The organism is Xenorhabdus bharatensis (genome assembly GCF_037996705.1).
Taxonomy (GTDB): Bacteria; Pseudomonadota; Gammaproteobacteria; order Enterobacterales; family Enterobacteriaceae; genus Xenorhabdus; species Xenorhabdus bharatensis.
On the sequence record NZ_JBBMXG010000003.1, the window covers coordinates 23,179 to 45,202 of the forward strand.

37 protein-coding genes and 2 pseudogenes are annotated in these 22,024 nt (G+C 46.2%); 22 read left to right on the top strand and 17 right to left on the bottom strand.

Features of this window, described 5'->3' with window-relative positions; all coding sequences use genetic code 11:
- Nucleotides 1-210: 210 nt before the first annotated feature.
- From AAC855_RS03825 to AAC855_RS03895, 15 genes and pseudogenes are all read right to left on the bottom strand, one after another.
- Nucleotides 211-438 carry a hypothetical protein gene (locus tag AAC855_RS03825; RefSeq protein WP_340608299.1) on the bottom strand — a complete coding sequence of 76 codons (228 nt, stop codon included), beginning with the start codon at nt 436-438 and terminating at the stop codon, nt 211-213.
- Entirely contained in the window at nt 435-779 is a 345-nt protein-coding gene (locus AAC855_RS03830; RefSeq protein WP_340608300.1) for a hypothetical protein, read from the bottom strand. Before AAC855_RS03830 ends, AAC855_RS03825 begins: the two co-directional genes overlap by 4 nt.
- Before the next feature lie 12 nt (nt 780-791).
- On the bottom strand, nt 792-1,394 hold the full coding sequence (locus AAC855_RS03835) for a hypothetical protein (RefSeq protein WP_340608301.1): 603 nt from the start codon (nt 1,392-1,394) through the stop codon (nt 792-794).
- Entirely contained in the window at nt 1,391-2,254 is an 864-nt protein-coding gene (locus AAC855_RS03840; protein ID WP_340608302.1) for an ORF6N domain-containing protein, read from the bottom strand. Before AAC855_RS03840 ends, AAC855_RS03835 begins: the two co-directional genes overlap by 4 nt.
- 10 nt (nt 2,255-2,264) lie before the next feature.
- Nucleotides 2,265-2,741, bottom strand: coding sequence for a hypothetical protein (locus tag AAC855_RS03845; RefSeq protein ID WP_340608303.1), 477 nt, complete (start codon nt 2,739-2,741; stop codon nt 2,265-2,267).
- 6 nt (nt 2,742-2,747) lie between these two features.
- Nucleotides 2,748-2,936 carry a PerC family transcriptional regulator gene (locus AAC855_RS03850; RefSeq protein WP_099123250.1) on the bottom strand — a complete coding sequence of 63 codons (189 nt, stop codon included), beginning with the start codon at nt 2,934-2,936 and terminating at the stop codon, nt 2,748-2,750.
- The gene (locus tag AAC855_RS03855) at nt 2,923-3,219 is read right to left on the bottom strand and encodes an ANR family transcriptional regulator (protein WP_340608304.1); all 297 of its coding nucleotides are present in this window, start codon (nt 3,217-3,219) and stop codon (nt 2,923-2,925) included. Before AAC855_RS03855 ends, AAC855_RS03850 begins: the two co-directional genes overlap by 14 nt.
- Nucleotides 3,216-3,554, bottom strand: coding sequence for a hypothetical protein (locus tag AAC855_RS03860; protein ID WP_340608305.1), 339 nt, complete (start codon nt 3,552-3,554; stop codon nt 3,216-3,218). The genes AAC855_RS03855 and AAC855_RS03860 overlap by 4 nt, the downstream gene beginning before the upstream one ends.
- A 71-nt stretch (nt 3,555-3,625) precedes the next feature.
- Nucleotides 3,626-4,036 (bottom strand): hypothetical protein, encoded by a 411-nt coding sequence (locus AAC855_RS03865; protein ID WP_340608306.1) that lies wholly within the window; start codon nt 4,034-4,036, stop codon nt 3,626-3,628.
- A gap of 112 nt (nt 4,037-4,148) precedes the next feature.
- Entirely contained in the window at nt 4,149-4,400 is a 252-nt protein-coding gene (locus tag AAC855_RS03870; RefSeq protein ID WP_340608307.1) for a hypothetical protein, read from the bottom strand.
- A 15-nt stretch (nt 4,401-4,415) separates the two neighbouring features.
- Complete coding sequence (locus tag AAC855_RS03875) at nt 4,416-4,622, bottom strand: hypothetical protein (protein ID WP_340608308.1); 207 nt, start codon at nt 4,620-4,622, stop codon at nt 4,416-4,418.
- Between the two features lie 11 nt (nt 4,623-4,633).
- Nucleotides 4,634-4,795, bottom strand: coding sequence for a host cell division inhibitor Icd-like protein (locus tag AAC855_RS03880; protein WP_141554545.1), 162 nt, complete (start codon nt 4,793-4,795; stop codon nt 4,634-4,636).
- Nucleotides 4,796-4,862: 67 nt separating this feature from the next.
- Entirely contained in the window at nt 4,863-5,036 is a 174-nt protein-coding gene (locus AAC855_RS03885; protein WP_340608309.1) for a hypothetical protein, read from the bottom strand.
- Between the two features lie 253 nt (nt 5,037-5,289).
- Complete coding sequence (locus AAC855_RS03890) at nt 5,290-6,006, bottom strand: LexA family transcriptional regulator (RefSeq protein WP_340608533.1); 717 nt, start codon at nt 6,004-6,006, stop codon at nt 5,290-5,292.
- Nucleotides 6,007-6,120: 114 nt separating this feature from the next.
- A pseudogene (locus tag AAC855_RS03895) lies at nt 6,121-6,285 on the bottom strand (helix-turn-helix transcriptional regulator); the annotation flags it as partial.
- 97 nt (nt 6,286-6,382) lie between these two features.
- Here AAC855_RS03895 and AAC855_RS03900 point away from each other — a divergent pair.
- The 13 genes and pseudogenes from AAC855_RS03900 (at nt 6,383) to AAC855_RS03960 (ending at nt 13,707) form a co-directional block, all read left to right on the top strand.
- Nucleotides 6,383-6,649: a helix-turn-helix transcriptional regulator gene (locus AAC855_RS03900; protein WP_340608310.1), complete on the top strand. Its 267-nt coding sequence runs from the start codon at nt 6,383-6,385 to the stop codon at nt 6,647-6,649.
- 123 nt (nt 6,650-6,772) lie between these two features.
- Nucleotides 6,773-6,961: a hypothetical protein gene (locus tag AAC855_RS03905; RefSeq protein WP_340608311.1), complete on the top strand. Its 189-nt coding sequence runs from the start codon at nt 6,773-6,775 to the stop codon at nt 6,959-6,961.
- Nucleotides 6,954-7,805 carry a replication protein gene (locus tag AAC855_RS03910; protein WP_340608312.1) on the top strand — a complete coding sequence of 284 codons (852 nt, stop codon included), beginning with the start codon at nt 6,954-6,956 and terminating at the stop codon, nt 7,803-7,805. The genes AAC855_RS03905 and AAC855_RS03910 overlap by 8 nt, the downstream gene beginning before the upstream one ends.
- Nucleotides 7,798-9,186, top strand: a complete 1,389-nt coding sequence (locus tag AAC855_RS03915; RefSeq protein WP_340608535.1) for a replicative DNA helicase — start codon at nt 7,798-7,800, stop codon at nt 9,184-9,186. Before AAC855_RS03910 ends, AAC855_RS03915 begins: the two co-directional genes overlap by 8 nt.
- The gene (locus AAC855_RS03920; RefSeq protein ID WP_340608313.1) at nt 9,183-9,449 is read left to right on the top strand and encodes a hypothetical protein; all 267 of its coding nucleotides are present in this window, start codon (nt 9,183-9,185) and stop codon (nt 9,447-9,449) included. Before AAC855_RS03915 ends, AAC855_RS03920 begins: the two co-directional genes overlap by 4 nt.
- Before the next feature lie 52 nt (nt 9,450-9,501).
- Nucleotides 9,502-10,365 (top strand): helix-turn-helix domain-containing protein, encoded by an 864-nt coding sequence (locus AAC855_RS03925; protein ID WP_422824351.1) that lies wholly within the window; start codon nt 9,502-9,504, stop codon nt 10,363-10,365.
- A pseudogene (locus tag AAC855_RS03930) lies at nt 10,358-10,767 on the top strand (antiterminator Q family protein). Before AAC855_RS03925 ends, AAC855_RS03930 begins: the two are co-directional and overlap by 8 nt.
- 133 nt (nt 10,768-10,900) lie before the next feature.
- Nucleotides 10,901-11,137, top strand: coding sequence for a hypothetical protein (locus AAC855_RS03935; RefSeq protein WP_340608315.1), 237 nt, complete (start codon nt 10,901-10,903; stop codon nt 11,135-11,137).
- A gap of 200 nt (nt 11,138-11,337) precedes the next feature.
- Nucleotides 11,338-12,063: a Thoeris anti-defense Tad2 family protein gene (locus AAC855_RS03940; RefSeq protein WP_340608316.1), complete on the top strand. Its 726-nt coding sequence runs from the start codon at nt 11,338-11,340 to the stop codon at nt 12,061-12,063.
- Nucleotides 12,064-12,292: 229 nt separating this feature from the next.
- Nucleotides 12,293-12,625: a phage holin, lambda family gene (locus AAC855_RS03945; RefSeq protein ID WP_340608536.1), complete on the top strand. Its 333-nt coding sequence runs from the start codon at nt 12,293-12,295 to the stop codon at nt 12,623-12,625.
- Complete coding sequence (locus AAC855_RS03950) at nt 12,609-13,043, top strand: lysozyme (protein ID WP_340608317.1); 435 nt, start codon at nt 12,609-12,611, stop codon at nt 13,041-13,043. The genes AAC855_RS03945 and AAC855_RS03950 overlap by 17 nt, the downstream gene beginning before the upstream one ends.
- Nucleotides 13,040-13,501 (top strand): lysis protein, encoded by a 462-nt coding sequence (locus AAC855_RS03955; protein WP_340608318.1) that lies wholly within the window; start codon nt 13,040-13,042, stop codon nt 13,499-13,501. Before AAC855_RS03950 ends, AAC855_RS03955 begins: the two co-directional genes overlap by 4 nt.
- Nucleotides 13,498-13,707, top strand: a complete 210-nt coding sequence (locus AAC855_RS03960) for a crAss001_48 related protein (RefSeq protein WP_340608319.1) — start codon at nt 13,498-13,500, stop codon at nt 13,705-13,707. Before AAC855_RS03955 ends, AAC855_RS03960 begins: the two co-directional genes overlap by 4 nt.
- Before the next feature lie 80 nt (nt 13,708-13,787).
- Here AAC855_RS03960 and AAC855_RS03965 read toward each other — a convergent pair whose 3' ends face one another.
- The gene (locus AAC855_RS03965; RefSeq protein ID WP_340608320.1) at nt 13,788-14,627 is read right to left on the bottom strand and encodes a hypothetical protein; all 840 of its coding nucleotides are present in this window, start codon (nt 14,625-14,627) and stop codon (nt 13,788-13,790) included.
- 417 nt (nt 14,628-15,044) lie between these two features.
- Entirely contained in the window at nt 15,045-15,191 is a 147-nt protein-coding gene (locus tag AAC855_RS03970; RefSeq protein WP_169926692.1) for a hypothetical protein, read from the bottom strand.
- Between the two features lie 82 nt (nt 15,192-15,273).
- Between AAC855_RS03970 and AAC855_RS03975 the strand changes: the two genes are divergently transcribed.
- The 9 genes from AAC855_RS03975 (at nt 15,274) to AAC855_RS04015 (ending at nt 22,016) form a co-directional block, all read left to right on the top strand.
- Complete coding sequence (locus AAC855_RS03975) at nt 15,274-15,636, top strand: hypothetical protein (protein WP_340608321.1); 363 nt, start codon at nt 15,274-15,276, stop codon at nt 15,634-15,636.
- A gap of 4 nt (nt 15,637-15,640) precedes the next feature.
- A complete protein-coding gene (locus AAC855_RS03980) occupies nt 15,641-16,009 on the top strand; it encodes an HNH endonuclease (protein ID WP_340608322.1) in 369 nt (122 codons plus the stop codon).
- A 236-nt stretch (nt 16,010-16,245) separates the two neighbouring features.
- Nucleotides 16,246-16,707: a phage terminase small subunit P27 family gene (locus AAC855_RS03985; protein WP_340608323.1), complete on the top strand. Its 462-nt coding sequence runs from the start codon at nt 16,246-16,248 to the stop codon at nt 16,705-16,707.
- Nucleotides 16,708-16,709: 2 nt separating this feature from the next.
- A complete protein-coding gene (locus AAC855_RS03990; RefSeq protein ID WP_340608324.1) occupies nt 16,710-18,443 on the top strand; it encodes a terminase large subunit in 1,734 nt (577 codons plus the stop codon).
- On the top strand, nt 18,440-18,601 hold the full coding sequence (locus AAC855_RS03995) for a hypothetical protein (RefSeq protein WP_340608325.1): 162 nt from the start codon (nt 18,440-18,442) through the stop codon (nt 18,599-18,601). The genes AAC855_RS03990 and AAC855_RS03995 overlap by 4 nt, the downstream gene beginning before the upstream one ends.
- Nucleotides 18,591-19,814 carry a phage portal protein gene (locus AAC855_RS04000; RefSeq protein WP_340608326.1) on the top strand — a complete coding sequence of 408 codons (1,224 nt, stop codon included), beginning with the start codon at nt 18,591-18,593 and terminating at the stop codon, nt 19,812-19,814. Before AAC855_RS03995 ends, AAC855_RS04000 begins: the two co-directional genes overlap by 11 nt.
- Nucleotides 19,807-20,406 (top strand): HK97 family phage prohead protease, encoded by a 600-nt coding sequence (locus AAC855_RS04005; RefSeq protein WP_340608327.1) that lies wholly within the window; start codon nt 19,807-19,809, stop codon nt 20,404-20,406. Before AAC855_RS04000 ends, AAC855_RS04005 begins: the two co-directional genes overlap by 8 nt.
- Before the next feature lie 9 nt (nt 20,407-20,415).
- Entirely contained in the window at nt 20,416-21,630 is a 1,215-nt protein-coding gene (locus tag AAC855_RS04010) for a phage major capsid protein (RefSeq protein WP_340608328.1), read from the top strand.
- An 83-nt stretch (nt 21,631-21,713) separates the two neighbouring features.
- Nucleotides 21,714-22,016 carry a head-tail connector protein gene (locus AAC855_RS04015; protein WP_340608329.1) on the top strand — a complete coding sequence of 101 codons (303 nt, stop codon included), beginning with the start codon at nt 21,714-21,716 and terminating at the stop codon, nt 22,014-22,016.
- The last annotated feature ends 8 nt before the right edge of the window (nt 22,017-22,024 follow it).

Consider the following 22,024-nt stretch of genomic DNA (forward strand, 5'->3'; position numbering starts at 1 on the left):
TTACCCCGTTTGTTATGCTTTTTCTTCGCTGGTGTTATCTTCATTACCGACACTTTGGGTGCTGGTGGAAGAGGAGGGCAGATGCCCTCATGAATGTAAAAGTTGCGTCTCATGGTATGGATATGCCTTTGCGTCCAATCCCTACCGTCGTCGATGTGGACTATTGTTCTGACCAGTTCGTCGTGGATGTCCACCATCTGGCGGTGTTCCTCAGTCACGGCGCTCCTCCTCACAAATGATTTTGTAAGCACGTAGTACGTGAGGTGTTTTGCCTGTAACAATGGTCATCCTGAAAAGGAAGCCGACAGAAGTAGAAGCCCGAACAGGTGTAGCCAGCAGAGCAGCATCAATACAACGGTTATGACGTCGATGTGCAGTAATGACACTACTCACAATGATTTTTGAAGACATACCTTCGTCGATATATTCAATTTTCATTGAAACATCCCCTTAGCTGCCAGCGTCTCACCCATGTCATTAATCATGCTTTGCCATATCTCACGTCCGTAGACTGTCAGGCTGCCATTAACGACACATTTCTCCATCAGAGCAATGGCGATAACTTCCCATGCCGGGTAACTTTGCTGTAATGCTTCCAGTGCGTAACTGTCCACCAGTTCACGAATGCCTTTTGCCCCTTCGACAATAGCAATATTGATTTCTGTTTTTCCGACTTGCATCGTGAAGTGAGCGCCACCGTTACGGGTCACTACATCGTTATAGATAGCGGCTGAATAGCTGTTCGCCAGTGCGTTGAGACGAAAGTTTTTTGTTATCATGTGAGCCTCCTATTAATGAATAACGGGGATATCGCCAAACTCACCGGCTTCTACTGACTTGATTAAGTCATCGTGCAACATAGAAAGCCCCTCACGTCCTTTCTCAGATAACCAGTTCCCGCTTTCTGGCTGCATATTGATGAAGTCCATGTACATTCTGATGGCCATATCTGCGCCTGCTTCTCTACCGAACTGCTCAAAGGCGATCCCCTCAACATGGGCTGCCAGCATCAGGCGCTCTGAAAATGGGTAAACCGTGATGGCTGAGGCACCATTAAGATAAATAGCTGCGGTATCAGTGCCGCCTTCGTCGTTATCAACCTCACGCGTGCCGTTTCTGTCCATTTGCTCCCGGATAAATGAGGCTGAGACAATCCACCGCCACAGCATCACACTCTGTTCGCTGGTGGGTTCATAAAAACCCGCTTTCCAGCCATGAAGAATAGCCAGTACCAAATCAAAACCCAGCAATAAATCGCGGTCATACTGACCCGCGTCCAATGATTTCAGCGCCTCTACATAACTGATAATTTCAATGTTAGCCGCCTCAGTGATGACAATCACGCCATGTTTGCCGTAATCAAATACCGTTTCAGTGTGATGAGGCTTTGTCATTGTTTGACCTCCGGCGTATAAACCGCTTTGTCGTGCTGGTATTCACCGTTCCAGCTCTTCTTCATGGGAAGCTCGCCTTTCATGTACAGGGCGTAAAGACGATGACAGCCTTTTTCCAGTAGCACAGCAGTACGGGTGATAAAGGGATCTTGTCCATGCGGCTTTATCTCGTTTTCGTCTTCGGTGAGGTAGCGATCACGGGCGTAGGAAGCGACACGCCAGCGCGGTTTTTTCTCCGGGTCTTTCTGCTCGTTGTAGAGCCAGTTCCGCTCCATCGCCCACCACATGATTTTGGCGGTATTCACCCCGTTCAGGCCTTTGCAGAAAGCAGGAAGGGTTATGCCTTTGGTAAAGTGTTTTTCTAGACTACCAACCGTTGCACTCAGGGTTTTGTTCTCACCCTCAAGGCGCTCGACGTTTTCGGCATACACAGACAGCATGGAACGTAACTTAGCCGGATTGCCTAACAACTCAGCTTCCGTTGTGATGCTGTCGCGGCGGGTGAAGTAGAACTCAGTCAGATCATCGAAGTAGTTCCATGCCTGATCGGTTTCTAGCATCTTGGAATGGTTCGCTGCACCGCGTTCTGTCCAGAGAATGAGGTTTCTTGCATGTTTGTTAACTGAACCTCTTAAAGAGGGGCAGTTCTTAAGTGACTGTAACTCATCACCTTCAACCCAAAAATAGTGCTTACCATCAACAAATCTTTCTTTGTTTCTACTGAAATTGTTGGTAATCATTTTTTCAGTAGCACAATAACCCGAAGCTAACTGCTCAGTAGTCACAACACGCTGACCGCGATACTCAACAATCTGTAATTCTTTAGCGGATACTGGAACTAATTCATTTTTCTTACTCATATCTCGTCTCTCAATGTGTGCTGGGTGATGCTGGTTCAGCCGTAAATAATTTGAATCCGTTGATAAATACCCCGTCGATAAAATCACGCATCCATGAAGAGTTATTTTCTTTCTCATCCTTTTCGTTGTTGGAATAAAAGCGCCACAACGCGATATATTTTTCGACTGGGTTAATTTCTAAAATTGGCTTTTCTATTTGGTGAATAAGTAGCGTTTCAATAACTTCAGAATCTAATTCGACTGTGCAATTTCCGTGGGTAAATATAAAATCTCCATTTTCAAGCCTTCCAAAGCGCTCACCACATGAAACTAAGTATTCTTTGGCAACCCTAGCTCTATTTTGCTTAACCGAAAACTCAGCCCATTCCATTCTTTCTACATCTGTTAATGGTGGGTCATTAGCTATTATTCTTTCTTCATCTAAAAGAAAATCAGGGCACTTGAATCTACTTTTCTTTAAAATGGCGATCATTTCTCTTATTGTCATGATTAATTACCATCCCTCACGAATAATTACTTTTGCTTTTTGAATACAGCGATTTCCGTTTTTAATACATTCCTGTTCTTGTTTAAGGTTTTGAGATAATGAAAGAGCTTCACCCCATTTATTCGCAGCACGACGAAATAAACCTTTCGATTCTAAATTCCGTGCTAATTCGCCTGCCTGTTCATATACTGTCATTATTCACCGCCTGTTTATTCATGTGCTTTTTTAATTCAGAAGCTATGCGCCGATTTTCTTTTCGGGTTGCTATTTCAGTGCTTCTTAATTCGGTGCTATGGCTATGATGCAATGAATATCTTTTTTCATTATGCTCTTGGCGATATTCAGACCAGAGTTGGGTATTCAGCGTGGTGGCTAATTTATTAGCTTTCCCCCAATATTCGGCAGCGATGTCATACTTTTCTTCTTTTTCCATTTGAATGGCGGTATTAGAAAAATCTAAATAGGATTTCTTTTTCATTTTATTGGCTCCGTTTTTTGTGCAACGTTTTCTAAAAGCTCATTTATAAATGCTTCACCTTCTTCAGTTAAGTTTCCGTATTTGGTATAAAAGTTGTCGTATATTTTTATAAGGGCACTTTCGGCAACAAAACGCCCGCCTAGACTTAAAATCACACTTTTCTCAAAGTGATGAATCAAAGCATTTGTTAATATTTCTTCGTCTAAATCCAGTTGGCAATTAGTTCTACCCACTTTGACTATTACAGAGTGACAACCGTATTTCTTTTTTAATGCATCCAGCTTGGCGTTAATAAGAGCCTTTCGCTTTCTTTCAAGCAAGGTTAATTCAGTCATTCTATATTCCCCATTTTTTGAGTAAGCGAGTCCCCAGCGATGGCGCTGTAATTAAATTTGTTTTGTTGTTTTTATTTTTGGTTTCTGTATTTATATTCTGCGTTTTCTAAATCATCCAAGACTGTTAGAAGTTTTTCTTTTGCTTTCTTGCATTCCTTTTTAAGTCGAGCAATTTCTCTTACTTGCCTAACATCAGCTTTCAGTTCTTCCAGTACCTGAGTATGTCGTTCTATAAACTCAGGGCGCATCTTTCCACGGCGTAATGTAGAAGTGCCATCTTCCTGAATGACTTTTTCGGCAGGGAAATTACTTGGCTTCTTTTCTTTATCGAATTGTTCTTGCGCCCGAATATAAGCTAATTTATTCAGTGCACCGCTTTCACTTAAATAAGCCCGGCTAGCACCGTCAACAACATAGACTTCACGTATTTCAATCACGATGTCAGCATTAGTGGCAACTTCTATGGGTTTTAATGTTGTCATAATTCTTCACCTCTGATTCGTTCTATTTTTTGTAATATATCGCTATTAATTTCAGTTGCTATATTTAAAATATTGGCATCATCTTCACTCAAACGACCAAACATCCAGAGAACTAATAGTGATTGTAATTTTTCGGATAGCTTCTGAGCTTTCTCCAGCTCATTTTTATTATTGCTACAATTATTATTACCCCCCCTGAGACTTCTTTTAAATTTTCAATTAACCCTTTCATTTGGCGATAAATCCCTCGACACATTATATATGTATCTTCTTCACCTTCATTTTCAATTTCCACCATCATTGGAATTAATTGTAATTTAATCTCTTCTGCAATTTCGACGGCGGTTTGTAGTTTGTTTGACATATTCCACCCTAAACTTTATTCGAAGTTATTATTTAATTCAGTAAGATCTTCAAACTGACAGGTTAATAATCGCTTTAATGTTCGTAACGAAAAGTAACTATCATCCTTAATGAACTTTTTTAATTCTGGCAATAATCGTATTAGTAAAACCTCCATTTCTGCATTAATCTCTAGTGCATTTTGTAAACGGATTTTATCAACAGCTGATATTTTTGTTTTCATGTTGATTGGCCTTATTGTTTATTAACTATTTGTCCCATCCAGCCATAGATTACATATACGGGTGCTAATAACCTTTTTGCTTCTTGTTCATTGAGTGCCTGAGCTTTAACGCATATAGGGCGTGTTTGCTCTTTGTTGGCGCGCTCAATTGCTGCGAAGAGGAAAATTTTCATGTTGATTAGCCTTATTGTGTTTTTCTGGTTATATTTGTACGCTCCTTTATTTAATTTCTAAATGGTTTTAATTCTCCTCTTCAAGAAACCAGCTAGATATATCAGCACTGAGTTCGCTGACTAAATCTATCAAGACAGCAATATCAGTAGGCTCCATTGTTTTATTATGTTTAGATAACATTGCTAATATAGTGCTGGATTGAGCTGCTTTTTTTTCAATTTCTTTAGTTTTGGTTAACATAATATGCCCTCAAAAAAAACTAATACGATTCATTCTATGTGTGTATAAATAATACGTATTGTATTTAGATGGATCAACAAGTATTTATGCTCAAAATACACAAGAATTCTTAGTTAATTGATTTTTAAGGATAAGATCTTTGAGGATAATGTTATAAATGTGCTTTTCATCACATAAATAAGTTAAAGGGTATAAAAAACCCTCAATATGAGGGTTATATAAAACGATAAGTGATGTAAAAAAGGCGGGGTGTTCAGTTAAGCATTACAGCGTACCAAAATATCTTCCCGATAATATTTACGTCATTCTGGTCGGTTATTTCGTCTTCATATTCATCACGATTGTAACTTCGGATAAGTAACTTTCCACCCGGTTTTCGATGCAAGCATTTGATTCTCTTTAATCCATCTTGCTCAATCGCATAAATCTTTCCGTCAATAATATTTTTGTTTGCTGTGTCGATAGCTACAGTTGCGCCATCTGGTATTATTGGCCCCATACTATCGCCTCTCGCAGGAAAGCAAAGGATTGTGGAGCCATCACTGGGTGCACCGATTCGTCTTAGCGTTGCTTTAGAAAACCTTAACTTAAAGCCGTTGTAATCCATATCTACGCATTTACCGCTGCCACACGCAAATTCAATATCTTTTAAGAACGGGACTTCTACTTCATCGCCATCTAATGGAGTTTCGCTATCCCATGGCGCGATAGTTGTCCACTCACTTTCTGGAGGGATTTCTGATGCAGGATGATGCCTTGATGCATCACTTAGTTTTGGTTCACCAACGCCATTTAAAAGCCAGTCAAGAGAATATCCAAGCTGTTCACTGATATCTTGCGCCGCCTCCCTGCTAATAGAATTCCTACTCAACCAGTTACTTACCGTTTGAGCGCTAACATTTAATAATCCTGCTAACTCTCTTTGGTTCAATTTTTCTCTGAATAGGATGGTTTTTAGCCTATCTTTCAATAGGTTAGTTTTGTTTCTATGATCGATATCAAAATGAGCGTTTAGTGTTGGTTCGCTTTCTTCTGCGTGAGTTACTAGGCCTTTTGAATCAAAACTAACATTATCAAGTCCTATAGCTTTCATTAACGCCATAATCACTTCAACAGAGGGTATTCTCCTTCCGTTTAGCCAATGTCCAATCGCTCCTTGGGTAACATCCAAAGATTCAGCCAGTCTTTCTTGGGATATCCCTAATTTTCTCATTCTGGACTTTGCCAGCTCATACCATATTTCTTTCATGTATTAATTCTCTTTTTGATTTATGAATATCTCAATATACATTATGTATTTATTATACACACAATGGCGTATATTATCCTCACCATGGAGGAAAATTATGAACTCGATAAAAAAATACAGAAAAATAGCAAAGCTAAAACAAAAGGATTTAGCTGAGTTAGTTGGATTAACACCTTCTGCCATCAGTCATTATGAAACAGGAATTAGAGTACCAGACATAATTATTTCTAAAAGATTAATTCATGCTCTGGAGGGAAAAGGGGTGAAATGCAGTCTGGATCAACTTTTTGCAGATGAAGTCGTTCAAGCCCACGAACTACGCCCTGATCTGCCTAAAGTCTTCCCGCCACCTGAGAGGGAATGATGTTTCCTGATTACACCAAAGTGACCATGCCATCGCATTTTGACCCTGACGATGGCGCATGGATACAGGAAATACTGGGAAGGTTACAAAAAGAACATCGATAAAAGTTGTCTGGAGGGTGTCATGTGTAACGTTATAAAAATTGAGGATTACAAGCAGAGAGCTAAAGAGCTTTTGCTGCACTTGCCAAAAGAAGACGGATTTACCTTCATTCCAAACCAATTTCTTGAAGATCTCCTTAAAGAAGATTTTTCGGTAGATCAATTCAACGAAATTCTCGGAACCTTCAGACCGGAGGTTGCAAATGGGTAGCCCGGCATTAAATAACGTCATTCAGTTGAGGCCAGCAACCTTTGAGATGGAGAGTCGAGTGGCCAATATAGACGATGGATATACGAAGCTTGCAAATAATCTCTATGAAGAATTAATTGGAGCAAATCTAACCAGAAACCAAGCTAAAGTCGCTCATGCTATTTGCAGAAAAACATACGGCTTCAGTAAAAAAGTAGACAGAATTTCAGATAGTCAGTTGAGCCAGTTAACCAGACTACCAAGACAGAAAGTAAACAAGGCAAAGAATGAACTTATCAACATGAAAGTGATAGTAAAAGTTGGAATGATGATAGGGCCAAACAAGAACCTTTCTGAATGGGAAATTCCAGACTGTCACCAGAATAGTGACTTTGTCACCAAAACCGTGACAAAAAGTGTCACCAAAAACGTGACAGGGTTGTCACCAAAACAGGGACACACAAAAGAAACTATTACAAAAGAAAAGAAAGATAATAATACACCCCTTACCCCTCACGAGGGGAATGTGGATGAGTTTGCTAAACCTAAAAAGCGAAAACCTACCCCAAAAATCAACTACGACGAGTATCTCAATGCTTACAACGAAGAGGTCGGTGACAGACTCCCTCACGCTGTAGAGGCCAATACCAAGCGCCAAAGAGCCTTAAATAAAATCATTCCAAAGCTAGCCACTCCGAATGTTAACGGTTGGAGAGCTTACGTCAGGGCATTTGTTGGCATGGCTCGACCATTTTACTTCGGGGAGAGTAATCGGGGCTGGACGGCTGATATTGACTTTTTGCTAAGAGAAACAACGCTGACAGGCGTTCGTGAAGGGAAATTTGCGGGGAAAGATGATGACTGATTATATCGAAAACTACCATGAGTACGAAGCCAGCGTGATTGGCGGCTTGCTGATTAGTGGATTATCACAGGATGCCAGCGATGTATTGGCAACACTGGAGCCGGAAGTTTTTTATTCAAAATTCTACCGTGACATGTTCAGGATCATTCGCTCACAAGCAAAAACACGGGGAATGATTGATTCCCTGATGGTAGCTGATGCGATGGGAGAAGATCACTTCGTCAACGTCATGGTGACAGCTAAAAATTGTCCCAGTGCTGCTAACCTAAAAGGTTATGCGAACATGGTTTCAGCTAATCATGAACGCAGGCGAATGATTGAGTTGATGGATGAAGCCAGAGAACGCATTTTGACTGGCACGATTGAGAATGCGGCTGAGTCGATGGATTGGTTTATCTCTCAGGCGATGGAAGTCCGAAAGCCCCGTGATGAAATCAAGCCACTGCATGTTTCTGAGCTATTAGACGATTACACCGAAGTACTGGAGAAACGGCTCAAGAACGGCGAGCAGTCCGATACCTTGAAGACCGGCATTGAGGAGCTGGACGAGATAACCGGCGGTATCAACCCCGTTGATCTGGTGATTGTTGCTGCGCGTCCAGGTATGGGTAAAACAGAGTTCGCTCTGAAAGTCGCGGAGGGGGTTGCAAGTCAGACAGTCACCGGCACTGACCAGAAACGCGGCGTGTTGATCTTCTCAATGGAAATGGACTCTCAGCAAATCATCGAACGTCAGTTAGCAGGAGCATCCAGTCTGGCAGTCTCAGCATTGCGAAACCCTGCCCGAATGGACGACGAAGGCTGGGCGAGAGTGGCTGGCGGCATTGGCAGGCTGCAAGGTTTAGATGTTTGGGTTGTCGATGCCAGCAAACTAACGGTTGAGCAGATTATGTCTATTGCTAAGCGCCACAAGAAAGCACATCCGGCACTGTCTCTTATCATGGTGGATTATCTAGGCCTGATTGATAAGCCAAAGGCAGAGCGAAATGATCTGGCAGTCGCTCATATCTCAGCCAGTTTAAAGCGGCTGGCAAAAGACACTCACACACCTGTTATTGCTCTGAGTCAACTGTCCCGCGATGTCGAGAAGCGTACCAATAAACGTCCGGTAAACGCTGACTTACGCGATTCTGGCAGTGTTGAGCAGGACGCGGATAGCATCATCATGTTGTACCGCGAAGCCGTATACGAAGAGAACTCCCCCGCAGCACCCTACGCAGAGATTATCGTTACAAAGAATAGGTTTGGTCAGCTTGGTACGGTTTACCAACGATTCCGTAATGGTCACTTTGTTTCGGTTGATCAGGAAGAGGCCGCCAAAGTCTGCCAGAACACCGATAACAAGCCACACAAACGTTTTGCTAAAGGAGCAAATGTATGAGGAAGATTACCTTAAAAGTCCATTATCAAAAAGAAATTCATCCATTCATTTGTTATGTGGAAGGTGAAACGGTCATTGATGAACTAAAAGATCTGGAGGGATTTATGCGACTCGCGCCAGAAATAAAAAGGGAGGGAGATTATTTGTTCACTTTCTCTTTTAAGCATGAAGATGGTGCTACTGATAATGGCTGGGAGTATGAATTGATCGCATTCTACCCAATGGATGATGACGGAAAAGTTTCAGAAACACAGCTGATGTGAAGACGAAACCATACAAACTAAACATTATAGTCATCAAGCCGTGAGAGGCAGCATAATGACGGACAACTTAGTACACAAAGCACTTTTTACTATTCCTGAACCGACTTACAGCACTGAACTAGCCACGGTCAAACCGCTACCCGTTCAGCGTAAGATCACGGGTAACAAACAGGTGGATGCTTACCTGTGGGTATTGGCGGTCATTAAGACCAACGAACCCGCCCACTTTGAGGCTGCCGAAGCTGCATTAAAAAAACTGAAAATTACCCCGAAAGAGGCACAGCAGAAATATTCTGACTATCTGATGAAAACCGGTGCGCACCCGTTTCAGGTTGCTTTTGGCTCTATCGGCATGGATAACCCGCAAAGCTACCTTGATCGGGCGAAAGCACAGGTTGAGAAAGCCAGTCAGGTCAGGGGGGTTTTTGCTACTTATGAAGCAGCGTTGGAACTGACCGAGCCGGAAAAATTAATGCTGGTCGGTGAGCTGGCTGAAATTTATGAGTCCGGCTACTACTGGAATGAAAAGGAGTTGGCGGAAGGGTGTATGCATGGTGATCGCATTATCGAAACTGAGAAATTGCGTCAGGCTACAGCAAAAGGCTTTGCCGAGCAGCTGCCTGAACCGCACACCTTGTCTGATGTGGTCCGTGAGTGTCTGTATTGGAGCTGGTTATATCAGATGCGCAATGTGGCGGATAAAGAGTTGTATCCGGACGGATTCGGTGATGCTGATCGGTACTATATCTATGACCGGGAAGAGTATATCGAAAAGAAACTTGCCACCATCCAACCTGTGAGTCGTCAGGAAGCGATTGAGGTTTGTAAGTGGGTATTAGGGGAAGAGCGGTTCCATGATCGTGAGCTGACCGACAGGATTATCCTCAATCTGGTGGGAGAGTGTGCAGATGCGTGATATTCAGATGGTATTGGAACGCTGGGGTGGATGGGCAGCAAGCGGAAATAGCGGCATTAATTATTCGCCTATCGCGGCAGGTTTTAAAGGCTTATTGCCTTACACATCAAAATCAAGACCTTCTTGCTGTGATAATGACGGCATTGCGGTAGATAGCGCTGTAGGTCAATTAAGAAAATCAGGTCGGATAGATGAATTCGAGTTAATTGAATTACATTACATTACATTCACGATATTTCTAAGTCAGACATAGCCAGAAAGAAGAAATGCTCTGAAGGAAAGATACGGCAAAATCTGATGGTCGCAGAAACTTTTGTGGAAGCCTGTTTAATTATGGCAGGGGTTACTTTGGAAATGGATGCTTGGACACATAAAGTGACGCCAACAGAAAAAGTAGCATAAAGACTTTTCGTAACGAAATTTACACGCTATTGTGATAAGAGTGATAGCAATGTCACACAGCTTATTAATTTCAGACCTCGCCCAGTGCGGGGTTTTTTGTTACAATACACCGGACAAATAACAGGAAGATATTATGTTGCTTTTCGGTGGAATATTGTTGAGTTATATAGGGATTGCGTTAGGAATATTAGTTATTCTTTGGAGTTTAATTAATGCGTGCAGAAAAGGCTTCCCGAGAAGCAAAAGTGATTTCATTGCATCATTAAAAACCCTTTGTAAAAAATTACTTTTGTGCTTACTGGTATCAATTATTGGTTTTTTTATTGCGTATTATGATATCGCTACTAGCGAATCACCTTTTAAAAGGTAAGCACCAAACTTCAAATATACACCTCACTGAATCACGCACTCGACTAACAGATAAACTTTATCATGTGCCACCTTATTTTAAGGCGTATTGATTCTGTTACAGGCTATTCAATTGAGATAAGAACCTGACCTCAGTAATATTAACTGGCAAGTTAGCAGTAGGATGAAATGACCTTTAACGAATAATAAAGTGAGGTGTTTATGTCTGATGTTAATAAGCTGGATGATAAACAGTGTTCGTTTGATCCTGAGCAGTATAAAGTTACATATAAGACCACAGTTGAGCTGAGTAATGACGTTACTGCCCCAATAGGCTCTTTTGCATGGGCAATAATCCAATTGAATTTAGGTAATTTAGTGAACCGTAAAGATTGGAGTTCTCCTAAACAATATTTACGGCTTAATGAAGGATTAGGTTATATAGAAGAGCACGATAAACATGATCAATGGGCATGCTGGAGTCCGAAACAAGAAGATATGGTAGCTTGTGATTGGAATTTACTGAAATCAAATAACTGCATGCTGGAATTTTATCTCATGTTAGGAACTGGTAAATCTCATGATACTCTGCAGTATTCAAGGTGGGGCTATATGTCTGGTCAGGGGGGCTTTGGTTCTTTAACTGGGTTGCAAACTAGCACAGCTATTGGAAATGTCTCAGGATTTTATTTTTCAGACTTTAATCGAGATATATACTTGTTTGTACACGCTAAACAGAATAGATATCAAGATGTGATGACATTACTTAAGAGAAATCTTTATGTCACTGTTGATGGAGTAAACTACAATCTTGGATCTACCACTCCCTCCGGAAGTCGTGTCACTAATACTTGTGTCGTTGATTATTTGAATAATACGGCAGAGGAGTTAGGTGAAGTCTTTCAGAAAACGGGTCAAACCAAGCACTTTTGCCTCAGCTGGAAATAAACCTACACCCTGAATTCAAGACTACGCCTTGGCGTGGTCTTTTTCATATCTGCCACTGCAATCACTCTCCTAACCTCAATGTCTCCTATTGCGGCTGGCAACCTAACTAATTGAAAGATATCCGATGCCGGAATTCCGGTAACGACCTCCCATTAACTATTTACTCACAGGGGCGACCACAGACTCACCCCACGGACGCCCATTGTTCTGATGGGGTGGAAATATGAAGATGAAAGAAGATCCTAATATCTGGGTACACCTCAGTGACTGGCTCGTGTCGGTAAGAGAGCAAGGTATCTTGGCGACGCTTGCAGGAACGATGGCATTTCTTCGCGGTCGCTATCACGGCGGCGGCTGGTTAAAGGTGTCAATCGATGCCTTTATGTGTGCCATGTTCGCTTGGTTCATTCGTGATGTATTAAATCTGTTTGGTCTGAATCCTGATTTGGCCTACATCGGTAGTGTAGTGATTGGTTATCTGGGGACAGACTTCATTGGTCAATTACTGCGTAAGGCGGCGGAGAAGAAAGCGGGAGGCACTTCTGATGGAAATCAGCACTAAAGGTCTGGAGTGCATTAAGCAATATGAAGGCCTGAAACTGAAAGCCTATCCCGATCCGGCGACGGGTGGTATTCCGTGGACGATTGGCTACGGTCACACAAAAGACGTCAAGCTGGGGCAAGTGATCACCGAACAGCAGGCCGAAACATTCCTGCATGATGACCTTCAGCTTACCTACATCATCCTTGAATCCGCTGTGAAGGTATCACTGACTCAGGGTCAGGTTGATGCCTTGTGCTCGTTCATCTTCAACTGTGGTGCGGGTAACTTTGTTCGTTCTACCTTGCTGAAGAAACTCAATGCAGGTGACTATCAAGGTGCAGCCGATGAGTTCCAGAGATGGAATAAAGCAGCAGGTAAGGTGATGAATGGTCTGACTAAGCGTAGGGCATCTGAGCGCCAGATGTTTTTATCATGAAGCTCAACTTTACCTACGGTGTGGTCATTGCGTTGATTATTGCTTCGGGGGCAGCCTACCTCTATCGCTCTGGATATAAGAAACAGCTCGGTATCAATAGCGACCAGCTAACCGAAATCCAGCAATTGACCGACCGAATTAACTATCAGAACACGCACATTGACATGCTGCATGAGCTAGACAGCAAACACATTCAGGAACTCGCCAATGCCAAAACTGAAATCGATACTCTTCGGGCTGATGTTGCCGCTGGTCGTCGCAAGCTGCGCATCCAAGCCACCTGTCCTGTGTCTGAAGCCACTGCCTCCGGCAGCGTGGTCAATGCAACCACCGTCGAACTCCCTAGAGAAACTGAATCAACTGTTCTCGATATCCGAGAAGGTATCATCCACGACCGGGCAAAACTGAGCTATTTGCAGGATTACATTAAAACTGAATGTTATAAGGTGACGAAATGAACAACCAACAAACGTTACAACCACATCAACAACGTGTTATTGACGAATTAGCAGAACTTGATGGAAGGATTGCAAAGCTATCTGATTTTATCGGTGGTGCAATTTATAAATCGCTGGAAGAGACTGGCCAGACGCTATTGGGTATGCAGCTATCAGCAATGAAAGCCTATTCTGAGATTTTGCATAAACGCATTAAACGATTCTAGTTATCACCCCAGAGCAACTAATTCTGGGGTTACAGGAGTATGTTAGGGTGCAGTGTGGGTGAACATTGAGATGCACTTTATTATCTATTTCTGCTGGGTGGGCGTCCTGAAATTCCACTAAAAAACTGATCTACATCATCTGCGGAGAGATTAATTAAACCCTCAGAAGAAGTCGATGGTTGAGATAAATATGGCGTTTGCGGCCGAGCTGGTGGCCTCGGGGCGTGAGGACGAGGAATGACATCTGGTACTGATGTGTAAACAGAAGATCGCAGAGATGAACTTCTTTGTGGTTGTTGATATGGAGCAGAACGTTGTGATGTTGAAGGAGCTAGTCTCCTAACAGGACCACCAGATTGAGCAATTTGTAAGAAATTAGAAGTCCCAGGTATATCGCCATGTTGATAAGCCATAATACGACTCTGCTGTATAGCTTGAGGGCCTCTTGCTGGGGAAGCCGTAGGGCTTTGGTAATTCCTTAAAGCGTCTCGGATGTGTTGGTATCTTTTATTTTTTTCATCCAGTCTTTCTTTAAATCGGTTGATCTGGTTACTTTCTTCAGGTGAATAACTAAGAAGTAGTATGTTTTGATACGCATTAATTGTTACATCATATCCCGGATGGTCGGTTAACCTGAATTCTAATTTCGGCCTCCCACTCGATTCGTGCCATGGTATGGTAGATTCGAACCCCAGCGCCGTAAAGATATTTAGATAATAATGAACACCACCATTACTACCACGACGATAATTATATACTCCAGCTTTCTCGGTGAAATTTTTTCTTACATTTGGGTTGTCAAAACGAATAAACAATGTTCTTGTTCCATTGTGAGTAACTTCCTGTAACACAGGTGTACCACTGGGATTTCTATGACGCATTAATTCCTTAAAAACTTCATCCAATTTAAGAACGGACATAGACACCCCTAACAAAATTTATATATTTACCCCTGATAATAAGCCTACTCCCTCTAACAAATAAGCGAATAATTCTTAACAATTGATTAACACTTGAAACTAAACCCAATATTTCTTTACCCATTCCCTGAGTGGCTAAAGGAATACGAATAACCCATGCTGCCACTTCGTTCTCACCGCGTACCCAACGCATACGGACTGGTGGCATTTTTATTTTCGACTGTAGAGATATGGCTAGGGTTAATTTATATGCTGGACAAATGCAGTAAATTCACTGTATTTCAATGAATTACTTGGACATAACGTACTGGACAAAACGACTTAATTTCTTGTTTTAACTATTTTATTTTGTGCGCACCTCTTCAGGTACATCGATACTGATATCCCTTTGCGCCGGGTTATCGCCGTCTGTCGGTATTAGCTATGACATGTCTCCTTTTCATCGAGCGTACTGACAGAATCAAAAATAACCCATGCCCCTGAGAATAACAGGTCATTATCAGCAACATCCGCTGTAGGCAGGCAAAGTGATGTGACAGCCGGAGAGACGGCCTGTATTGCCATCCTGATTCACAGAGTCACGATTGCCATACAGAAAAGCAAAGTCCGATTATCGGATATTGGGTTAACACAATGAGGGATAGACATGTCACAAAGCGCAGGTACACACGACATCACCGTTGCCATCAAATACGACACTGGAGCATTAAGCCAACTTGAATCACAACTGGAACATATCGTTGAGTTATTAGATCGCATTCATGGTCGGCGTTATGACGAGGATATGACACTGGCAGTAGATAAAGGTGTTGTTGCCGAGAGCTTCAAGCTATTTGATTCAGAAAAGAAACGCCGAGTAGCCATTCCTCCACTGAGAGAGACGATATATGGTCCTGTACAGACCACTGAAATAATCAACGATGATCACCTCCGTCAGATAGTCCGTGAAGAACTACGTCAGTTCGTTGCGCGTGAGAGTGAGCGCGGCGGATTGCTCTCTAAGTGGTGACGCCATGCCACCTCGCATCCCCCGAGCCTGTCGCAAACAAGGTTGCCCCAAGACCACAACTGATCGCAGCGGCTACTGTCCTGACCATCTGCATACCGGCTGGCAGGCTCACCAACAAGGCAAGAGCCGACATGCTCGCGGTTATGGCAGCCAATGGGACAAACTCAGAGCCACTATCAAGCAACGGGATAAGCACCTGTGTCAGCAATGCCTACGACAGGGGCGAGCCACGACAGGCACAACGGTAGACCACATTACACCCAAGGCACATGGCGGGACGGATGCGTTATCAAATCTGCAATTATTATGCGAAGCCTGCCATAGCCGTAAGACTGCCACGGAGCGACTGAGAGAGTCACTCGAAGACAGGTAATCAATCCTCATGTGTAAATATATCGGATGGCATTATCTCAATGGAACAATGGTCGGATGATTTAATTTTCAACTGAAACCATTACCGCTGTCATGGTCACATCAGGGGAGGGGGGAGGGAAAATCGCTACCCCTCTCGCGCCCTGAGGACCGCCGCCTTACCTCTTTTCAGATCGCCGCGAAATGTAAACCTTTTTTTGGGGTGCCCCAACTGCACCGTTTGACAGGAGAAATCACATGGCAGGACGACCGCCAACCCCGACTCACCTACGTTTGGTGAGGGGTAACCCATCAAAACGCCCGATAAACGCGAGCGAACCAAAGCCGGAAAAAGGGGTGCCCCCGATCCCGAAGCATTTCGGCAAAATGGGCCGCTACTGGCATGAACGGATCGCCGGGGAACTGGATAAAGTCGGTGTGTTAACCAGTCTGGATGCGAAAGCCCTTGAACTGCTGATTGAGGCCTATGTCGAGTACCGCACCCACTGCGACACGTTAGAAAGTGAGGGTTACACCTACCGCACCGATCAGGGCCTGATTAAAGCGCATCCGGCCGCCGGCATGAAAGCCGATGCCTGGAAGCGCATTCACGCCATGCTCAGTGCGTTCGGGATGTCCCCCTCCAGCCGGACGAAAGTCAATATGGTCGGGGAAGACAAGGCTGATCCGCTGGCAGAATTCTTACAGATGAGGGATTAACGATGGCAAAAGTGGCTGACGGCATTCGCTATGCTGGGCGGGTGGTGGCCGGTGAGATTGTTGCCGGGGAACTGGTGAGACTGGCCTGCCAGCGCTTCCTGACTGACCTGAAAACCGGAGAAGCCCGGGGAATTACCTTCAGTGAACCCCGTGCTCAGCATATCCTGAATTTCTACAAGTTTGTCCCGCATGTCAAAGGGGCACTGACCGGCAAGCCCATTGAACTGATGGACTGGCATATCTTTATCCTGATTAACCTGTTCGGCTTTGTCTGTCCGTTGGTGAATGAAGCCACCGGAGAAGTGGTGCTGCGCAATGACGGCAGTGGGCGACCGGTGATGGTGCGCCGTTTCCGTACCGCGTATAACGAAGTGGCGCGTAAAAATGCCAAGTCTACGCTGTCGTCCGGTATCGGGTTGTACATGACCGGGGCCGACAGTGAAGGCGGGGCGGAGGTCTATTCGGCGGCGACGACCCGTGATCAGGCCCGTATCGTGTTTGAGGATGCAAAGAGCATGATCAAGCAGGCCCGACCCACGTTAGGCCGGTTGTTTGAGTTTAATAAGCTGGCGATTTATCAGGAACAGTCCTCCTCCAAGTTTGAGCCGCTGTCCAGTGACGCCAATAACCTTGACGGCCTCAATATTCATTGCGGCATTGTCGATGAGCTGCATGCGCACCGTACCCGTGATGTGTGGGATGTACTGGAGACCGCCACCGGTGCTCGCTTACAGTCCTTGCTGTTTGGGATCACCACGGCGGGCTTTAACAAAGAAGGCATCTGTTACGAACTGCGTGACTATGCCATCAAGGTCTTGCGTGGGCAGGCCCCGGATGACACCTTTTTTGCCTTGATTTATACGCTGGATAAAGACGACGACCCGTTTGATGAAACCGTCTGGCAGAAAGCCAACCCCGGCCTCGGGATCTGCAAACGCTGGGACGACTTACGGCGACTGGCGAAAAAGGCCAAAGAGCAGGTCTCCGCCCGGCATAACTTTTTCACTAAGCATATGAATCTGTGGGTGACGGCGGAATCGGCATGGATGGATATGCTGAAATGGGATGACTGCGAACCCCTTGCCCCGGCGCATGAGCTGAAAACTTACCCGATGTGGGTCGGGGTGGATTTGGCAAACAAAATTGATATCTGTGCGGCCGTCAAAGTGTGGCAGGGCAGCAATGGACATGTGCATGCCGACTTTCGGTTCTGGTTGCCCGAAGGCCGCATTGAACGTTGTTCCCGCCAGATGGCCGAACTGTACCGCAAATGGGGGGAGCAGGGCATCCTGACCCTGACTGATGGGGAGGTGGTCGATCATGCGCAGATAAAAGAAGAGCTGCTGCACTGGATTAGCGGGGAAAACCTGAAAGAACTCGGCTTTGACCCGTGGAGCGCGGTGCAGTTCAGTCTCGCCTTAGCGGAAGAAGGTATTCCCTTAGTGGAAGTCGCTCAGACCGTGCGTAACCTGTCGGAAGCGATGAAAACACTGGAGGCGCTGGTCTACAGCGGGAAATTCCACCATAACGCCCACCCGGTGATGAACTGGATGATGTCAAACGTTACCGTGAAACCGGACAAAAACGACAATATTTTCCCGAATAAATCCACGCCGGAAGCCAAGATAGACGGCCCTGTGGCGTTATTTACCGGCCTGAGCCGCTTACTGGTCAATGGCGGTGATGCACCTGACTTCCTGTCTAACCTCGACCCGGACGATTTCTTAATGCTATGAAAAATTTACTGATGGATATCATCGCCCTGACCGGCGTCGGGGCGGTGCTGGTCGGCTGTTACCTGAAATACGGGCTGGCCAATACCCTGATTATCGGCGGTAGCCTGTTAATCGGCTACGCGCTGGCGGTTGTCCGCAGGAGGCCCCATGTTACTTGATGCGCTGTTTCGCAGTGAACCGCTGGAAAATCCCCAAATACCGCTGACGGTGGAGTCGGCAGAGAGCGATGGCCTGTTCCGTGCCGATGTCTGTGTCAGCCCGGAAACCTCCATGAAACTGGCGGCGGTGTATGCCTGTATTTATGTGCTGTCTTCCTCGGTGGCGCAGATGCCGGTGCATGTGATGCGCAAGACCGGCAAGGCGGTGGAGATGGCGCGGGAGCACCCGGTGTTTTATCTCCTGCATGACGAGCCGAACGACTGGCAGACCAGTTACAAATGGCGTGAGCTGAAACAGCGCCACATCCTCGGCTGGGGCAATGGCTATACATGGGTCAAACGTAACCGGAAGGGCGAGGTGACTACGATGGAAGCCTGTATGCCGTGGCAGACCACGCTGTTAAAGACCGGCGGACGCTACACCTACGGGGTCTATAACGAAGAGGGCAATTTTGCCATCAGTCCCGACGACATGATCCACATCCGGGCACTGGGCAATAACCAGAAAATGGGCTTAAGCCCCATCCTGCAACATGCGGAAACCATCGGTATGGGCATGAGCGGGCAGAAGTACACCAGTGCGTTCTTTGGCGGTAATGCCCGCCCAGCCGGGATTGTCTCCGTAAAAGGAGAAATCAATGATAAGGGCTGGGAACGGCTTAAACTGATGTGGCGTAAAGCGTCAGCGGCCCTGCGCAGTGAAGAAAACAAGACCATGCTGTTGCCGGCAGAGCTGGATTACAAGGCCCTGACTGTCTCACCGGTGGATGCGCAGCTGATTGACATGATGAAACTCAACCGCTCCATGATTGCCGGGTTGTTCAATGTGCCGGCCCACATGATTAACGACCTTGAAAAAGCCACCTATTCCAATATCTCAGAGCAATCTATCCAGTTTGTCCGCCATACCGTGATGCCGTGGATAACCAACTGGGAGCAGGAGTTGAACCGCCGCCTCTTTACCCGACAGGAACGCATGGCGGGTTTTTATGTGCGTTTTAATCTGGCGGGCTTACTGCGCGGCACCCCACAGGAGCGCGCCCAGTTCTACCATTTTGCCATCACTGATGGCTGGATGAGCCGCAACGAAGCGCGGGCCTTTGAAGACATGAACCCGGTTGACGGGCTGGATGACATGCTGGTCAGCGTCAATGCCGCCAATCCCATTGTTAACTCTCAACCGCCTGAACAGGAGGATCAAACCGATGTGTGACCGAGAAATGCGCTGTTACCCCGGTGAAGTGCGCACGGAAACCCCGGAGAACCAATCGACCCGCATTGTCGGTTACGGCTCGGTGTTTAACAGTCGCTCAGAACCCCTTTGGGGCTTTCGCGAAATCATCAAGCCCGGGGCCTTTGATGAGGTACTCAACGATGATGTGCGTGGGTTGTTTAACCATGACCCCAATTTTATTTTAGGCCGCAGCACGGCAGGGACACTCACGTTGACCGTGGATGAACGCGGGCTGCAATACACCATTCAGGCCCCGGATAATCCGACCATCCGGGATCTGGTGCTGGCTCCCTTACAGCGGGGCGATATTACCCAGTCCTCCTTTGCCTTCCGGGTCGCCCGGGACGGTGAACACTGGTACGAAGACGAGGAAGGGATTGTTATCCGGGAAATTCACCGTTTCTCCCGGCTCTATGATGTCAGTCCGGTGACTTATCCGGCGTATCAGGAAGCGGATTCCGCCGTACGCTCTTTGAATCAATGGAAAGAAGCCCGTGACAGTGGCGCTTTCCGGCAAGCTATCAACCAAAAACAGGCGCGTGAGCGCCTGCTGACTTTACTGAATATTTAGGATGGGATCATGAAATTGCATGAACTGAAACAACGCCGTAACACTATCGCAGCTCAAATGCGCACCCTGCACGACACCATCGGGGAGACCGCATGGACTGATGAGCAGCGCACCGAATGGAACAAGGCCAAAACTGAGCTGGACGGCATTGATGCGCACATTCAGCGTGAGGAATCCCTGCGCAGTCTGGACCAACAACTGGTGGACAACACCGAACCGGAGCAGCGTCAACAACCGGAAACGGAGCAACAGGAACGCCGGGCGGCGGCCTTTGATAAGTTCCTGCGTCACGGGCTGGGGGAAATGACGACGGAAGAGCGTCAGGCGCTGCGTGAGTTGCGGGCACAGGGGACGACCCCGGACGAGAAAGGCGGCTACACCGTCCCGACCCAGATGTTAAACAAAGTGGTGGAGTCCATGAAAGCCTACGGCGGGATTGCCAGTGTGGCGCAAATTCTCAGCACCTCCACCGGGCAAACTATCGAGTGGGCCACTGCCGACGGCACGGCAGAAGAAGGTGAGCTGCTGGGTGAAAACACCGCCGCCAGCGAAGAAGACACCGAGTTCGGCACCGCGTCCCTCGGGGCGAAAAAGCTGTCCTCTAAAATTATCCGGGTCTCCAACGAGCTGTTGCAGGATTCCGGTATCGATATGGAAGCCTATCTGGCAAAACGGATAGCCGAGCGTATCGGTCGGGGTGAGGCCAAGTATCTGGTGAAGGGTACCGGTACGGGCAGTCCCCAACAACCCAAAGGACTGGCGGCCTCGGTCACCGGCATAGTGGAAGCGGCGGCTAAATTCAGCTGGAAGGACATGAACGCCCTGAAACACGCGATTGACCCGGCCTATCGTAACGCGGGGACCTTCCGCTGGGCCTTCAATGACAGCACCCTGAAAATCATCACCGAGATGGAAGACGGGCAGAACCGCCCGTTGTGGTTGCCGGAAATTGCCGGTGTTGTCCCTTCGACGATATTAGGCGTGCCGTATGTTATCGATCAGGCGATTGCCGATATGGGGCCGGGCAGTAAGTTTATCTACTGCGGTGACTTCAGCCGCTTTATCGTGCGTCGTGTGGCCTACATGACTCTGAAACGGTTAGTAGAACGTTATGCGGAGTACGACCAGACCGCGTTCCTTGCCTTCCACCGCTTTGACTGCATTCTGGAAGATACCGCGGCGATTAAGGCACTGGTGAGTAAAGGTACGGCCCCGTCTGCGTAACCGGACACCCGACACGTCAGCCGCCTTGTGCGGTTTTTTTTGCGCCTGCGATCCGGGGTGGTCGCGGGCATTCAGGAGGTGCTGTGTCTTTTCCCACACTGGAAATTCTCCGGCAGCAATGCCGTCTCGATGACGATAACACCGCCGAAGATGATCTACTGAAAACCTATTCCCGTGCTGCTATTAACCGGGTGGAAAGCTACCTGAACCGGCGGTTGTATGAAGCTGCTGTCCCTGCTGATGACCCGGACGGGTTAATGGTGACTGAGGATGTGACGCTGGCGATCATGCTGACCGTGGGCTACTGGTACGAAAACCGCGAGGCGCAGGCGCTACCCACCGGCTTTAAGGCTTTACTGGAGCCGTACCGTTTTATTCCGTTATAGGGGCACAC